Source organism: Pantoea sp. Cr_R13 (genome assembly GCF_029222565.1).
Taxonomy (GTDB): Bacteria; Pseudomonadota; Gammaproteobacteria; order Enterobacterales; family Enterobacteriaceae; genus Pantoea; species Pantoea eucalypti.
In genome coordinates, this window is record NZ_JARHXL010000003.1 from 139,809 (window position 1) to 154,160 (window position 14,352).

Genomic DNA, 14,352 nt, shown 5'->3' on the forward strand with positions numbered 1-14,352 from the left:
TCACTGCTGTGCCTTCCACAGATCGGCCAGTTCTACCACCGAGCGGGCGCCGGTTTTTTCCAGAATATTTTTCTTATGGGTGCTGACCGTTTTATTGCTGATGTGCAGTTGGGCAGCAATTTGCAGATTAGACAGGCCGCTGGCCAGTAGTGCCAGAATCTGACGCTCTTTCTGGGTTAACGGGAGTTCAGGCTCATCATCCATCTCCGGGAAAGCCGTCTGTCCGCCGAGCACGGCAAGGATAGCGCTGAGCAACTGCGCCATACGCTGGCTTTTCACCACATAACCGGCGGCACCCAGCGCATGAGCGCGCCGCACATAGTGGCGGGTCTGCTGCGCGGAGTAGATGAGGACCGGGCAATCGGGTCGATGGATCTTCAGGCGACGCAGGAACTCCAGCCCATCACTATCCGGCAGGCCGATATCCAGCACGATAATGTCCAGTGACTGCTGAAGCAGGGGACGGGCGGCTTTTTCACTGCTGGCAGAGAGGAGCTGAACCGGAATAGGTGACTGGCTCAGGGCGGCTTCAAGTGCCACTTCAACCAGCGGATGATCGTCTATCAGAAGCAAAACAGCCATGAAGGATTCCCTGTAAATTTCACAGGATTAGCATAGCGGAAGAGTGGGGCAGAGGGGAGAAAAACCCGGAGAGCCGAAGCGCGCCGGGTTAAACAGAATTACTGGGTGGTGCCGTCGGTTTTGGTATCTACGTCACCGCCGCCCACTTTAGTCTGAACTTTTTTATTAATGTTCGGACATTTGCCATCTTTACACTGGGCGTTCTGGTCCATTTCATTAGCAGACATATTTCCATTGCTGGTGGTGCTGCCAGAGGTTGCAGGATTGGTGTCATTGCCAGTGTTATTAATTTTGTTGTTATCGACTTTATTTGGCGGCAGATTTTCGTTCGCTCCGCCCGCTGCTGCACCTGCACTGGCTGCCTGGTTAGCTGTACCGTTATTGCTGCTGCTGTCCGCAGCCAGTACCGCACCGCTGCTCAGTGTCATTGCTGCTGTCAAAAAGAGTAAGGCAAACTTTTTCATCATTATGCTCCCGTTAATAAATGAAGTTGCTTTAAGCCCAGAGGTGCAATTTCGGGTAATAAAATCCCTGACGAAATAAAATTCGCCGGTTGGCTTAAACAGGGTGATTAAATTTGGTAAGCGGGATGTTCCTCAGTGCTTACTATTAAAAAGTTTAGTCGCTAAACTGATTAATGCAAATATGACCCGCACATTTAACCCGCAGCGGGAATTTACACCCCTGGCGCTTCGGGCTACATTGGGCAGGTTGTGTCCGGCGGGCGCCGGGCCAGAAATAATATGGAATCAGTATGAATTACCAGAACGATGACTTACGCATCAAAGAGATTAAAGAGCTGTTACCTCCGGTTGCGCTGCTCGAAAAATTCCCGGCGACCTATCGTGCTGCACAGACCGTTTCACAGGCCCGTCAGGCGATTCATCAGATCCTGCAGGGCAAGGATGACCGCCTGCTGGTGGTGATTGGACCCTGCTCCATTCATGACACACACGCGGCGAAAGAGTATGCCGATCGCCTGCTGGCGCTGCGTGATGAGCTGAAAGGCGAGCTGGAAGTGGTGATGCGGGTCTATTTTGAAAAGCCGCGCACCACGGTGGGCTGGAAAGGGCTGATCAACGATCCGTATATGGACAACAGCTATCAGCTCAACGACGGTCTGCGTCTGGCGCGTAAGCTGCTGCTGGACATTAACGACAGCGGTTTACCGGCGGCGGGCGAGTTTCTGGATATGATTACCCCGCAATACGTGGCTGACCTGATGAGCTGGGGCGCGATTGGTGCGCGTACCACAGAATCTCAGGTTCACCGTGAGCTGGCATCGGGTCTTTCCTGTCCGGTGGGTTTCAAAAACGGCACCGATGGCACCATTAAGGTCGCGATCGATGCGATTAACGCGGCAGGTTCGCCACACTGTTTCCTGTCAGTGACGAAGTATGGTCACTCCGCGATTGTTGAAACCAGCGGCAACGGTGATTGCCATATCATTCTGCGCGGCGGAAAAGAGCCAAACTACAGCGCGCCGCATGTGGCTGAGGTCAAAGAGGGTCTGGCAAAAGCGGGTCTGCCACAGCAGGTGATGATCGATTTCAGCCATGCCAACAGCAGCAAACAGTTCCAGCGTCAGATGGTCGTGGCAGACGATGTTGCACAGCAGCTGATTAACGGTGAGCAGGCGATTGTCGGTGTGATGATTGAGAGTCATCTGGTGGAAGGTAACCAGAGCCTGGAGAGCGGCGAGCCGCTGGTCTATGGCAAAAGTGTTACCGACGCCTGCATTGGCTGGGAAGATACTGACAAGGTGCTGCGTCAGCTGGCGGCAGCGGTTAAACAGCGCCGCGGCTGATTTGCCTGGCCAGACGTTGTCATTAATAAAAAAAGGCCAGACTTTCGTCTGGCCTTTTTGCCTTTCAGCGAGGAATTACTTCGCTTTACCCTGATTCGCAACGGCTGCAGCTTTCGCGGCAATCTCGTCCTGGTCGCCCAGGTAGTAGCGTTTCAGCGGTTTGAAGTTTTCATCGAACTCATAAACCAGCGGTACGCCGGTAGGGATGTTCAGTTCGAGGATTTCATCTTCGCTCAGGTTATCCAGATATTTTACCAGTGCACGAAGTGAGTTGCCGTGTGCGGCAATGATCACTTTCTCACCGCTTTTGATGCGCGGCAGAATGGTGTCGTTCCAGTAAGGGATAACGCGGTCGATGGTCAGCGCCAGGCTTTCGGTGGTTGGCAGCTGCTCTGGGGTCAGTTTCGCGTAACGCGGGTCATGGCCCGGGAAGCGCTCATCTGAACGATCCAGCTCTGGCGGGGTGACGGCAAAGCCGCGACGCCACTGCTTAACCTGCTCGTCGCCATATTTGGCGGCAGTTTCAGCTTTATCCAGACCCTGCAGAGCACCGTAGTGACGCTCGTTCAGACGCCAGGTTTTCTCAACCGGCAGCCAGGCCTGATCCAGCTCATCCAGCACATTCCACAGCGTATGAATTGCACGCTTCAGTACGGAGGTGTAAGCGAAATCAAAAACAAAGCCCTCTTTCTTCAGCAGCTGACCTGCTGATTTGGCTTCGCCACGACCTTTCTCAGAAAGGTCAACATCATACCAACCGGTAAAGCGGTTTTCGTTGTTCCACTGGCTTTCGCCGTGTCGCACCAGAACCAGCTTAGTTACAGCCATAGCTTAACTCCTTAATACTGTGATGTTTCTGTGAGATTGGAAACCTGCTGCTGCCCGCCTGATACACGAGCTGATTGCGCCATACCATAACGGAAAAGCGGGCAGCGCGTAAGCCTGTGTGTGACGCACTGCGCGTTTTTCAGCCGGAGGCTCAGCGTGGCGTGAAGCGATAACGCGTCACCGATTCCCAGCGATCTCCCGGCTGCAGCCAGCAATCAGGCTGAGGCCACTCAGCGTGATTAGGCGAATCCGGTAAAAATTCACTCTCCAGCGCAATGCCCTGAAAGGCATTATAGCTCGCCTGCTCACGGGCACGGGTGCCCGCCAGATAGTTGCCGGAGTAGAACTGCAACGCCGGGGCCGAGGTGGTCACGCTGAGCTGTAATTTGCCATCTTCTGACCAGAGTTCTGCCGCAGGCTGACTCTCGTCGCCGGCGCTGTTAAGCAGAAACGCGTGGTCATAGCCCTTCACTGCACGCTGGTCGTCATCTGCCAGGAAGTCCTGCGCCACGACTTTGGCGTTGCGGAAATCAAAGCTGGTATCGGCGACCGCTTTTAGCGGCGCATTCGGAATGCCTTCGCTGTCGACCGGTAAATACTGGTCGGCGTGCAGTTGTAAGCGATGCTGGCGGACGTCGCCATGATGCGCATCAAGATTAAAGTAAGCATGGTTGGTCAGATTGACCGGGCAGGGCTGATCGCAGCGCGCTTCATAACTGATGCTCAGGCAGTTCTGATCATCCAGCTGATAGCGCACGTCAGCAATCAGATTGCCCGGATAGCCCTGATCGCCATCCGGTGAATCGATGCGGTAATGCACTTCGCTGTCAGACTGACTGACAATTTGCCAGCGGCGTTTATCGAAGCCTTCCGGTCCGCCATGCAGCTGATGTGCGCCCTGGTTAGGCAACAGCTGACGGTTAAGTTTATTGAGTTTTGCGCCAGCGATGCGGTTGGCGTAGCGGCCCACGGTGGCACCCAGATAGGCATCCTGGTGCAGATAGTCAGAGGGCGTGGCGCAGCCGAGCAGCGCTTCACGCACCGTGCCATCCTGCATCGGTACGCGGGCAGAGAGCCAGGTCGCCCCCCAGTCCATAAATGTTGCCAGCATGCCGTTGGCATTGCGCAGCACGGTTATGCGCCACGGCTGACCGTCGGGCGCATGGGAGTTGACGTCATTCAGCATTGACCGGCTCCTTCAGAGGCTTTACAGACGTAGAAGGTCTCTTTGATGCCGGTCGCGGCTTCATACTGTTCTGCCACGGCGGCTTTAACCTGATCGACGAGGTCCAGTGGCATCAGTGCCACGATGCAGCCACCAAAGCCGCCGCCGGTCATACGGACGCCGCCGCGCTCACCAATCTGCGCTTTCACGATCTCAACCAGCGTATCGATCGGCGGCACGGTGATTTCGAAATCGTCACGCATTGAGGCGTGAGATTCGGCCATCAGCTGGCCCATACGGGTCAGGTCGCCCTGCGTCAGCGCATCGGCGGCTTCCAGTGTACGGGCGTTCTCGGTCAGAACGTGACGCACGCGTTTGGCTACCTGTGGATCGAGCTGCGACTTTGCCGCTTCAAACTCGGCCAGTTCAACGTCACGCAGCGCTTTCTTATTGAAAAAACGCGCGCCCGCTTCACACTGCTCGCGGCGGGTGTTGTATTCGCTGCCGACCAGAGTACGACGGAAGTTGGAGTTGATGATCACCACCGCGATATCTTCCGGCATCGACACCGGACGGGTGCCCAGGGTGCGGCAGTCGAGCAGCATAGCGTGATCTTTCTGGCCCAGTGCGGAGATCAACTGGTCCATGATGCCGCAGTTACAGCCAACGAACTGGTTCTCCGCTTCCTGACCATTCACCGCGATGGCTGCGCCATCCAGTGGCAGGTTATAGAGCTGCTGTACCACGGTGCCCACGGCGACTTCCAGCGAAGCCGATGAGCTGAGGCCCGCACCCTGTGGCACATTGCCGCTGATCACCATATCAATGCCGCCAAAATCGGCATGACGCTTCTGCAGATGTTTCACCACGCCACGCACATAGTTGGCCCACATCGGTTCCTGCACGCTGACAATCTCTTCATCCAGCGAGAACGTGTCCTGCGCATTCTCATAATCGGCAGCGACCACGCGAATCTGGCGATCGTCACGGCGGGCACAGGCGATGACCGTCTGATAATCGATAGCGCACGGCAGCACGAAGCCGTCGTTATAGTCAGTGTGCTCGCCAATCAGATTAACGCGGCCCGGTGCCTGAATGGTATGGGTGGCAGCGTAGCCGAATGCGTCAGAGAAAAGCTGCTGCGTGATGGTTTTTAAGCTCATTGTTGTGCCTCACGGAAGTGAACGTCGCTGACAGAACGCAGACGTTCCGCCGCCTGTTCCGCCGTTAAATCGCGTTGGGTTTCGGCCAGCATTTCATAGCCAACCATAAATTTACGCACCGTTGCTGAACGCAGCAGCGGTGGATAGAAGTGAGCGTGCAGCTGCCAGTGATCGTTGGCTTCGCCATTAAACGGCGCGCCGTGCCAGCCCATTGAGTAGGGGAAGGAGCACTGGAACAGATTGTCGTAGCGGCTGGTCAGCAGCTTAATGGCTTTTGCCAGATCGGCGCTCTGGGCTTCGCTGAGGTCCGTCAGCTGTTTAACGTGTGCTTTCGGCAGCAGCAGCGTTTCAAACGGCCAGGCCGCCCACCACGGCACCACGGCCAGCCAGTGTTCGGTTTCCACCACGGTGCGGCTGCCATCCTGCTGCTCACGGGCCAGATAATCGACCAGCATCGGCGAGCCATGTTTAGCAAAATAGTCGCGCTGATGATCATCTTCGCGCTGCGCTTCATTTGGCAGGAAGCTGTTGGCCCAGATCTGACCGTGCGGATGCGGGTTGGAGCAGCCCATCGCCGCGCCTTTGTTCTCAAACACCTGCACCCACGGGTAGTGCTGACCCAGATCGGCGGTCTGCGCCTGCCAGGTACGCACCACTTCCTCCAGCGCGCTCAGTGACATCTCCGGCAGCGTTTTACTGTGATCGGGCGAGAAGCAGATGACCCGACTGGTGCCGCGTGCGCTTTCACAGCGCATCAGGATATCGTCGCTCTCGGGCGCGTCAGGCGTGTCGGTCATCAGTGCGGCAAAGTCGTTGGTAAAGACGTACGTGCCCGCATAGTCCGGGTTTTTATCGCCGGTAATGCGGATGTTTCCGGCACACAGGAAGCAGTCCGGATCGTGCGCCGGTAAAGTATTGACCGCTGGGGTTTCCTGCGCGCCTTGCCACGGACGTTTGGCCCGATGAGGTGAAACTAAAATCCATTGATCAATCAGTGGATTGTAACGGCGATGCGGGTGATCGACCGGGTTGAATTTTTCCATGTGAGATCCTGGTAAGCGTCAAAAGCCAAAGAGGCATCGGTAAAAAGTAGCACATCAGCGCGCCCGAAAGCGTGATCAAGTCTGGATAAATGGTATCGTTTACACAAGCTGAATATTCTTATTTCGAGGCATTGTGTGCGGTTATGCGGGGTTAAAGACGGTGCTGAATGGTAGCGCTTACACCGATATGCTTTAAAACGCCGCGGTAGCGGCGTTGAAGGACGTGATGTGAATGCTTTAGCGCACCGTTTCCTGCTGAAAAACGTAGCCGCCATTATCGGGAACAAAGCTCAGGCGATGCGTGATGCAGGCGGGCGCATCTTCAGCATGATGCGAAACGAACAGCAGCTGAGTCCGCCCTTCGCCAATCAGCACATCCACAAAGCGCCGCACCAGCTGGCGGTTAATCGGGTCCAGTCCCTGCAGTGGTTCATCCAGAATCAGCAGCGTCGGATGCTTAACCAGCGCGCGGGCAATCAGCACCAGTCGCTGCTGTCCCCAGGAGAGTGAGTGGAACGGCGCATCGCCCAGCCGGTTATCCATTCCCAGCAGCGTCAGCCATTGCTGTGTCAGCGCTTTTTGCCGGTCAGATGCCGCCTGATAGAGACCGATAGAGTCGAAGAAGCCCGACAGAATGACCGTTCGCACATTGGTGCTGACGCGGTAATCAAGATGCAGGCTGCTGCTGACATAGCCAATATGTTGTTTGATCTCCCAGATGGTTTCGCCGCTGCCGCGACGGCGCCCAAACAGGGTTAAATCATTGCTGTAGCCCTGCGGGTGATCGCCGGTCACCAGGCTGAGCAGGGTCGATTTTCCGGCACCGTTTGGTCCAATGATCTGCCAGTGCTCGCCGGCGTTGACCTGCCAGTTCAGCCCCTGAATCACCGGCTGATCGTTGTAGGAGACGGTGCCGTTGCGCAGAATAACGCGCGGGGCATCATCTGTCAGTGAGGGTAACTGATCCGGCGCATCCGCCTCCGGTAACGCCATTCCCATCAGCTGTTCACTGTGCGCCAGCTGTGCCACCAGTGCTTCCGTTAAAATGGCCTGGCGCGGCCCGCTGTGGGTGAGGGTGCACTCCGCCAGCACACCAACCTGCTGAATGAAATCGGGAATGTCGTCAAAGCGATTGAGCACCAGCACCAGGGTAAACGCGGGATGCTGCAGGCTGCGCAGCGTGTCGGTCAGGCTGGCGCGTGACGCCACATCCAGTCCGTCAAACGGCTCATCCAGAATCAGCAGATCGGGCTCGTTCATCAACGCCTGACAGAGCAGAGTTTTACGGGTTTCGCCGGTGGAAAGATATTTGAAGCGACGGGACAAAAGCGGTTCGATGCCAAACTGCCGGGCAAGCTGTTTGCAGCGATCGTGCTGCTGCACCTCCGCCTGAATCACCTCTGCCACGGTCAGTCCGGTATCTTCTTCGCCTTCGCTGAGCATATCGGTGTTGTTGCGCTGCCACTCCTGCGCCACCAGTGTCTGTAACTGCTCCAGCGATAACCGGACCGGCCGTCTGAAATCGCTGCTGACGGAACCGGCCAGCGGTGGCAGTTCACCGGAAAGCGCGCGCGCCAGAGAGGATTTACCGCTGCCGTTGGCACCGACAAAAGCCCAGCTTTCGCCGCGCTGCAGCTCCACCTGATTCAGGTTCAGTGTCCGTGTATCGCTAAGATGAAACGTGCCTTGCAAAATCTGCAATGAAGCCATGATCTGTTCCATTTTCTGCATCGTGTCACTGAGTTGTAACCATTGCCCGTAATGAAGTCAAATCAACGGCTAGAGCAGGGTAGCGACAATGGCATTTTCTGCATTAAAACTGGCAATCACAGCGTCGCCCGGCTGCAGCTTCAACTGCTGCAGCTGATCGTGACTCAGGGTGGCGCACAGGGTTTCGCCGCTGGCGAGCTGCATCAGCACTTCGCTCATCAGCTCACCGGGCTCGATGGCACTGACGGTGGCTGGAAGCTGATTGTCTTCTTCAGCGGCGTCACGGCTGATACGGATCCACGGGGCTTTAATCAGTACCAAGACCTCTTTACCTGCCGCCAGTTGCAGACGATCGGCGCTGCGCTGGGTCAGCGCCACATTGAGCTGTGTGACGCCATCAGCAAGCTGAATCATAAGATGCTGGACCACCTGCTGCGCATCGTTGCTGACCACGGTGCCAAACAGTTGATTGCGGGCGCTGGTCTGCAGAGAGAAGCGGGCGATGGCCGCCAGCAGACTGTCGAGCGGCAGCGTATCCTGCTGCAGGGCATCGAACGCTTTCTGCTGAATCTGTTCCATCAGCTGAAACAGCTGTATCAGGCGTTCGCCGTAGCGGGTCAGCGTGGCGCCACCGCCGCCTTTACCGCCTGTGGCCCGCGCCACCAGCGTTTCATCCGCCATCTGGTTCATCTCATTAATGGCATCCCAGGCACTTTTGTAGCTGATGCCAGCCAGCTTCGCCCCCTGACTGATCGACCCGGTCTGTTGCACGCGTTTCAGCAGCTCAATACGCCGGGGATCGGCAAACAGTTTCTGTTGTAAACGGATATGAAGGGACAGTTCGGCTTCCATGACAGCTCCGGCAAAGGGTTAAGGCGAAGGCCGATGATAGCGGCGTTTTGTGACCAAAGTAAAAGCACGAAAAGGGCTGCGCAAAATTTTCCTGACCCGTTACAATCACTTTTTTGTTAGCAGAGTGAGACTCTCCATGCTGGAATTATTGAAAAGCCTCGCCTTCGCCGTCCTGATGGTGCCTGTGGTGATGGCGCTGATGCTGGGTATGATTTATGGCCTGGGTGAAGTGTTTAACGTCATTTCTAAAATTGGTCATCGCGAAAAATCCTCAGCCCGTTCGCACAATTAATTGCTGCCACGCCCGCCATCGTCGCGGGCGTGGTCGTTATTATTCCTCTCTGATTTAACCTTTTGTTCCTCCTGCCGATAATTTACTGAACCTCCCGGTCATTGCGTTATATTATCCACTACACAACGTATAGCCGGAGAATATCATGTCATTGAATTACACTCGCTGGGGCGCAGCGGCGCTGATCACTGTTTCGCTGGCCGGGCAGGCTGTGGCAGCCGATAACATTACCGTGTTTGCCGCAGCGTCACTGACCAACGCGATGCAGGATATTGCCAGTCAATACAAGCAGGAAAAAGGGGTGACGGTGGTCTCTTCATTCGCCTCATCGTCAACGCTGGCGCGCCAGCTAGAGCAGGGTGCCCCTGCCGACCTGTTTATCTCTGCCGATCAGCAGTGGATGGATGATGCGGTGGCGAAAAAAAACGTTATCACCCGTACTCGCTACACGCTGCTGGGCAATGATCTGGTGCTGATTGCACCACGTAGTGCGCCAGCTAAAGCGGTGACGCTGGACGCAAAGACCGACTGGAAAACACTGCTGCACGGTGAACGTCTGGCGGTTGGCGATCCGGACCATGTTCCGGCCGGCATCTACGCCAAAGAGGCGCTGCAAAAGCTGGGCGCCTGGGAAAGCGTTGCGCCTGTTTTAGCGCCAGCCAATAATGTGCGCGCGGCGCTGGCGCTGGTTGAGCGAAACGAAACACCTTATGGCATTGTCTATGGCTCGGACGCTGTTGCCACTGACAAAGTGCAGGTGGTCGGGCGTTTTCCGGCAAACAGTCATAAACCGGTGGAATATCCGATGGCGATCGTGAACGAGCACGACAATGCGACTGTTAAAGCGTTTTATGATTATCTGAAAGGACCGCAGGCCGCGGCTATCTTTAAACACTACGGATTCACACCGACGAAATGATACTCAGCGATCCCGAATGGCAGGCGGTACTGCTTAGCCTTAAAGTCTCTGGCATAGCCGTGCTGGGCAGTCTGCCGTTTGGCATCCTGATGGCCTGGATTCTGGTGCGTTGCCGTTTTCCCGGCAAAGCGCTGCTCGACAGCCTGATCCACCTGCCGCTGGTGCTGCCGCCGGTTGTGGTGGGTTATCTGCTGCTGATTAGCCTGGGCCGGCGCGGCATCATTGGCGAAAAGCTTTTCGACTGGTTCGGTTTCAGCTTTGCTTTCAGCTGGCGCGGCGCCGCACTGGCGTCTGCTGTCATCGCCTTTCCGTTGATGGTGCGTGCCATCCGGCTGGCGCTGGAAGCGGTGGATATCCGGCTGGAGCAGGCGGCTCGCACGCTGGGTGCCGGGCGCTGGCGCGTCTTTTTCACTATCACGCTGCCGCTGACGCTGCCTGGCGTGATTGTCGGGACGGTGCTGGCGTTTGCCCGTTCGCTGGGCGAATTCGGGGCCACCATCACCTTTGTTTCCAATATTCCCGGCGAGACGCGAACGCTTCCGCTGGCGATGTTTACTCTGATAGAGACTCCCGGTGCAGAGGGTGCGGCGGCGCGCCTCTGCGTTATCGCTATCGTGCTGGCGCTGGCGTCACTGCTAGCGTCGGAATGGCTGGCTCGCGCAGGCCGTAAGCGGATGGGAAACTGATGCTATCACTCAACATTATGCAGCAGCAGGGCGATCACCAGATGGAGGTTGACCTGCAGATCCCGGCCAAAGGGATCACCGCTATTTTTGGTGTTTCCGGTGCCGGTAAGACGTCCCTGATTAACGCGATTAGCGGGCTGACCCAGCCGCAGCGCGGGCGGATCCAGCTTAACGAGCGTCTGCTGTTTGATGCGGAGCAGAAGATTGCGCTGCCACCCGAAAAACGGCGCATCGGTTACGTGTTTCAGGATGCGCGGCTGTTCCCGCACTATCGGGTTCGTGGCAACCTGCAATACGGTATGGCGCCGGCAATGAAAGCGCAGTTCGACAGCCTGGTGTCGCTGCTGGGGTTGGAGGCGCTGCTGCCGCGCTTTCCGCTGTCGCTGTCTGGCGGGGAAAAGCAGAGGGTCGCGATAGGCCGTGCGCTGTTGACCGCACCGGACATGCTGCTGCTGGATGAGCCGCTGGCGTCGCTGGATCTGCCGCGCAAACGTGAACTGATGCTTTATCTGCAAAAACTGGCGAAACAGGTCGATATTCCAATGCTTTACGTTTCTCACAGTCTGGATGAGATCCTGCATCTGGCGGATAACGTACTGGTGCTGGATGCGGGCAAGGTTAAGGCCTTTGGTCCGCTGGAGCGGGTCTGGAGCAGCAGCGCGATGCGGCCATGGCTGCCAGTAAGCGAACTGACCAGCGTACTGCGGGTGCTGGTGCTTGAGCAGCATCCCGACTATCCGATGACCGCGCTGTCGCTGGGCGACCAGCATATCTGGGTCAGCCGGGTGAATCAGCCGGTGAAAACGCCACTGCGAATTCGCATCGCCTCTTCTGATGTCTCGCTGGCGCTGCAACCGCCGCAACACAGCTCCATCCGCAACATTTTACCGGCGCAGGTGGTAGAACTGCTTGAGGTCGGCGATCAGGTGGAAGTGAAGCTGCGTATCGGTATCAGCGAGCTCTGGGCGCGCATTACGCCGTGGGCGCGCGATGAACTGGGCATCCGGCCGGATCAGTGGCTCTATGCCCAGATCAAAAGCGTCTCGGTAACGCCCTGATTACAAGACGTACTGACGGAGGGTATCGGCAATACCGGTTTCAAGGTTGGTGCCGATCACCCGCTTCGCCCGCGCTTTGATCGCGTCGTCGGCATTGCCCATCGCCACACCCAGTCCGGCCGTTTCCAGCATGCTGAGATCGTTGTAGTTATCCCCGAACGCAATCACATCAGACATGTCCAGCCCCAGTGATTCAACCCACTGCGCCAGCCGTTTGCCTTTGCTATTGCCGCCTTTCGCAATATCCACCTGATCGTGCCATGACCATTCGCAGGCCAGACCCAGCTCCGCTTCGGCGCGGGTGGCGAACTGCTGCAGTTCCTCGTGATTGTCGTGCGACAGGGCAAACTTCCAGATCGAACCGGCGTCACGCGCCGCCTGCGCTAAGTCGGGCACCTGAATGAACAGCGGACGCTGATGAGCAGGCAGTGATTCGGCCCACTTCAGTGTGCGCATCACGTGACCGGTCGGCGTCTGATAGAGCATTGCATCATCCACGTAGAGCAACCCGTGAATACGCTGCTGATCCAGCATCTCAATGACCTGTAACGCCAGTTGCGGGTCCATGGGATCGGACGCCAGCACCTTTTTTGCCTGGTAATCATACAGGTAGGTACCATTACAGCAGATTGCGGGGGTATCCAGCTGTAACGCCTGATAAAAAGGATGAATAGCGCAGTGATGGCGTCCGGTGACGATAGCGACATGAACGCCCGCCTGGCGGGCCTGGTTTAACACATCGATTGACTGCGGCAGAATCGTCTTGGCTGGGGTCAGCAGCGTGCCGTCGAGGTCGAGGGCAATTACACGGTAGCTCATTAATCCTCACGTTTTTCCAGGTTTGCAGGGGCTGAAGTCTACACCTGACCACGGCCCGGAGACAAAAAACAGGGCACAAATGATTCCAGCGTAGGGCAATAAAACGCGCTACAGTGATTCAAAGATCATGACAAGGCAGCAAAAAAGGAGAATGCATGAAACAGGTTGTTTACACCGCCAGTCCCGAGAGCCAGCAGATTCACGTCTGGCAGATGAATGATGAGGGTGCGCTGACGTTGCTTCAGGTGACCGATGTCGCCGGCCAGGTTCAGCCGATGGTGGTGAGTCCGAAGCGCGATTTTCTCTATGTCGGCGTGCGTCCCAATTTTCGCGTGCTGGCGTTTAAGATTGCCGCTGATGGCACGCTGACCGAAGCGGGTCAGGCACCGTTGCCCGGCAGTCCGACCCACATTTCCACCGATCGTGAGGGCCGGTTCCTGTTCTGCGGCTCCTACAATGATGCCTGCGTCAGCGTCAGCCCGATTGGCGATGACGGCATTCCACAGGCTCCGCTGCAGGTGATCAACGGTCTGGATGGCTGCCACTCGGCCAACATCGACACTGACAATAAGACCCTGTATGTGCCGGCACTGAAGCAGGATCGTATCTGTCTTTTCTCGCTGGGCGCTGACGGTCAGCTGACGCCGCGTAAGCAGGCGCAGGTCACGACAGTAGAAGGCGCTGGCCCGCGCCACATGCAGTTCCATCCGGGCGGTCAGTTCGCTTACTGCGTGAACGAGCTCGACAGCACGGTTGAGGTCTGGGCATTAAATACGGGTGAAGGTGAAGCAGAAAGCGTGCAGACGCTGGATATGATGCCACCTGACTTCACCGGTACGCGCTGGGCAGCGGATATTCACCTGACGCCGGATGGCCGTTTCCTCTACGCCTGCGATCGCACCAGCAGCACCCTGGCGGTGTTCAGCGTCAGCGAGCTGGGTGACGAGCTGACTTTGGAAGGGTTCCAGCCGACGGAAACGCAGCCGCGCGGATTCAATATCGATCACAGCGGACGCTATCTGGTGGCGGCGGGACAGAAATCGCATCACATCGAAGTCTATGCGATTAGTGAACCAAAAGGGCTGTTACAGCCGCTGGGACGTTATGCAGTAGGGCAGGGCCCGATGTGGGTCGTAATTCATCAGTTGCAGGCGTAACGCACCATGAAAAATGCCTCTCCCGGGCGGGAGAGGCATTCAGACGGTTGAAAAACTCAAATCAGGGGGCATCTGGCCGCGATTGATTAGCGTAACACGCAGGGAATACGGTCAGAGGAGGAAAGCGTCCCGCGCCATGGACGGCGCGGGCCGAGCGAGCCAGGGATTGGCGTAAGCGACTTTCCGATTTGACCGAATTTCCTGCGCTGGCTCGGTCTCACAGCTAACCGGGACAGACTTTTAAGTACACCTCTCCCGGTCGGGAAAGATG

15 protein-coding genes are annotated in these 14,352 nt (G+C 56.8%); 6 read left to right on the plus strand and 9 right to left on the minus strand.

Translation table 11 applies throughout. The annotated features are described in order from the left end of the window. Positions 1-582: a response regulator transcription factor gene (locus tag P2R09_RS01785; protein ID WP_275766547.1), complete on the minus strand. Its 582-nt coding sequence runs from the start codon at positions 580-582 to the stop codon at positions 1-3. A gap of 98 nt (positions 583-680) precedes the next feature. Continuing rightward, positions 681-1,049: a YbgS-like family protein gene (locus tag P2R09_RS01790; RefSeq protein ID WP_275766549.1), complete on the minus strand. Its 369-nt coding sequence runs from the start codon at positions 1,047-1,049 to the stop codon at positions 681-683. 287 nt (positions 1,050-1,336) lie between these two features. Between P2R09_RS01790 and aroG the strand changes: the two genes are divergently transcribed. Continuing rightward, positions 1,337-2,389 carry a 3-deoxy-7-phosphoheptulonate synthase AroG gene (gene aroG / locus P2R09_RS01795; protein WP_275766552.1) on the plus strand — a complete coding sequence of 351 codons (1,053 nt, stop codon included), beginning with the start codon at positions 1,337-1,339 and terminating at the stop codon, positions 2,387-2,389. 75 nt (positions 2,390-2,464) lie between these two features. On the opposite strand, the gene gpmA is transcribed toward aroG, so the two are convergent. From gpmA to modE, 6 genes are all read right to left on the minus strand, one after another. Continuing rightward, positions 2,465-3,217, minus strand: coding sequence for a 2,3-diphosphoglycerate-dependent phosphoglycerate mutase (gpmA, locus tag P2R09_RS01800; RefSeq protein ID WP_003851893.1), 753 nt, complete (start codon positions 3,215-3,217; stop codon positions 2,465-2,467). A 151-nt stretch (positions 3,218-3,368) separates the two neighbouring features. Further along, positions 3,369-4,403 (minus strand): galactose-1-epimerase, encoded by a 1,035-nt coding sequence (galM, locus tag P2R09_RS01805; RefSeq protein ID WP_275766558.1) that lies wholly within the window; start codon positions 4,401-4,403, stop codon positions 3,369-3,371. Further along, entirely contained in the window at positions 4,397-5,545 is a 1,149-nt protein-coding gene (galK, locus tag P2R09_RS01810) for a galactokinase (protein WP_275766561.1), read from the minus strand. Before galK ends, galM begins: the two co-directional genes overlap by 7 nt. Further along, positions 5,542-6,588, minus strand: coding sequence for a galactose-1-phosphate uridylyltransferase (galT, locus tag P2R09_RS01815; protein ID WP_275766564.1), 1,047 nt, complete (start codon positions 6,586-6,588; stop codon positions 5,542-5,544). The genes galK and galT overlap by 4 nt, the downstream gene beginning before the upstream one ends. A 237-nt stretch (positions 6,589-6,825) precedes the next feature. Next, the gene (gene modF, locus P2R09_RS01820) at positions 6,826-8,298 is read right to left on the minus strand and encodes a molybdate ABC transporter ATP-binding protein ModF (protein WP_275766567.1); all 1,473 of its coding nucleotides are present in this window, start codon (positions 8,296-8,298) and stop codon (positions 6,826-6,828) included. Between the two features lie 69 nt (positions 8,299-8,367). Beyond that, on the minus strand, positions 8,368-9,150 hold the full coding sequence (gene modE / locus P2R09_RS01825; protein WP_275766570.1) for a molybdenum-dependent transcriptional regulator: 783 nt from the start codon (positions 9,148-9,150) through the stop codon (positions 8,368-8,370). Positions 9,151-9,286: 136 nt separating this feature from the next. Between modE and P2R09_RS01830 the strand changes: the two genes are divergently transcribed. From P2R09_RS01830 to modC, 4 genes are all read left to right on the plus strand, one after another. Then, a complete protein-coding gene (locus P2R09_RS01830; protein WP_008925042.1) occupies positions 9,287-9,442 on the plus strand; it encodes an AcrZ family multidrug efflux pump-associated protein in 156 nt (51 codons plus the stop codon). Between the two features lie 145 nt (positions 9,443-9,587). Further along, positions 9,588-10,361, plus strand: a complete 774-nt coding sequence (modA, locus tag P2R09_RS01835; protein ID WP_275766574.1) for a molybdate ABC transporter substrate-binding protein — start codon at positions 9,588-9,590, stop codon at positions 10,359-10,361. Beyond that, on the plus strand, positions 10,358-11,047 hold the full coding sequence (modB, locus tag P2R09_RS01840; protein ID WP_275766576.1) for a molybdate ABC transporter permease subunit: 690 nt from the start codon (positions 10,358-10,360) through the stop codon (positions 11,045-11,047). The genes modA and modB overlap by 4 nt, the downstream gene beginning before the upstream one ends. Next, positions 11,047-12,105: a molybdenum ABC transporter ATP-binding protein ModC gene (modC, locus tag P2R09_RS01845; RefSeq protein WP_275766579.1), complete on the plus strand. Its 1,059-nt coding sequence runs from the start codon at positions 11,047-11,049 to the stop codon at positions 12,103-12,105. The genes modB and modC overlap by 1 nt, the downstream gene beginning before the upstream one ends. Here the strand turns inward: modC and P2R09_RS01850 are convergent, their stop codons facing one another. Then, complete coding sequence (locus tag P2R09_RS01850) at positions 12,106-12,924, minus strand: pyridoxal phosphatase (RefSeq protein ID WP_003851875.1); 819 nt, start codon at positions 12,922-12,924, stop codon at positions 12,106-12,108. Positions 12,925-13,079: 155 nt separating this feature from the next. Between P2R09_RS01850 and pgl the strand changes: the two genes are divergently transcribed. Further along, positions 13,080-14,081 carry a 6-phosphogluconolactonase gene (pgl, locus tag P2R09_RS01855; RefSeq protein WP_039659206.1) on the plus strand — a complete coding sequence of 334 codons (1,002 nt, stop codon included), beginning with the start codon at positions 13,080-13,082 and terminating at the stop codon, positions 14,079-14,081. Positions 14,082-14,352: the final 271 nt, after the last annotated feature.

Coding starts and splice junctions, on each gene's coding strand:
- modA (WP_275766574.1), top strand. CDS start 9,588: ATGTCATTGAATTACACTCGCTGGGGCGCAGCGGCGCTGATCACTGTT.
- pgl (WP_039659206.1), top strand. CDS start 13,080: ATGAAACAGGTTGTTTACACCGCCAGTCCCGAGAGCCAGCAGATTCAC.
- modB (WP_275766576.1), top strand. CDS start 10,358: ATGATACTCAGCGATCCCGAATGGCAGGCGGTACTGCTTAGCCTTAAA.
- aroG (WP_275766552.1), top strand. CDS start 1,337: ATGAATTACCAGAACGATGACTTACGCATCAAAGAGATTAAAGAGCTG.
- modC (WP_275766579.1), top strand. CDS start 11,047: ATGCTATCACTCAACATTATGCAGCAGCAGGGCGATCACCAGATGGAG.
- galM (WP_275766558.1), bottom strand. CDS start 4,403: ATGCTGAATGACGTCAACTCCCATGCGCCCGACGGTCAGCCGTGGCGC.
- P2R09_RS01850 (WP_003851875.1), bottom strand. CDS start 12,924: ATGAGCTACCGTGTAATTGCCCTCGACCTCGACGGCACGCTGCTGACC.
- gpmA (WP_003851893.1), bottom strand. CDS start 3,217: ATGGCTGTAACTAAGCTGGTTCTGGTGCGACACGGCGAAAGCCAGTGG.
- galT (WP_275766564.1), bottom strand. CDS start 6,588: ATGGAAAAATTCAACCCGGTCGATCACCCGCATCGCCGTTACAATCCA.
- P2R09_RS01785 (WP_275766547.1), bottom strand. CDS start 582: ATGGCTGTTTTGCTTCTGATAGACGATCATCCGCTGGTTGAAGTGGCA.
- modF (WP_275766567.1), bottom strand. CDS start 8,298: ATGGCTTCATTGCAGATTTTGCAAGGCACGTTTCATCTTAGCGATACA.
- P2R09_RS01830 (WP_008925042.1), top strand. CDS start 9,287: ATGCTGGAATTATTGAAAAGCCTCGCCTTCGCCGTCCTGATGGTGCCT.
- P2R09_RS01790 (WP_275766549.1), bottom strand. CDS start 1,049: ATGATGAAAAAGTTTGCCTTACTCTTTTTGACAGCAGCAATGACACTG.
- modE (WP_275766570.1), bottom strand. CDS start 9,150: ATGGAAGCCGAACTGTCCCTTCATATCCGTTTACAACAGAAACTGTTT.
- galK (WP_275766561.1), bottom strand. CDS start 5,545: ATGAGCTTAAAAACCATCACGCAGCAGCTTTTCTCTGACGCATTCGGC.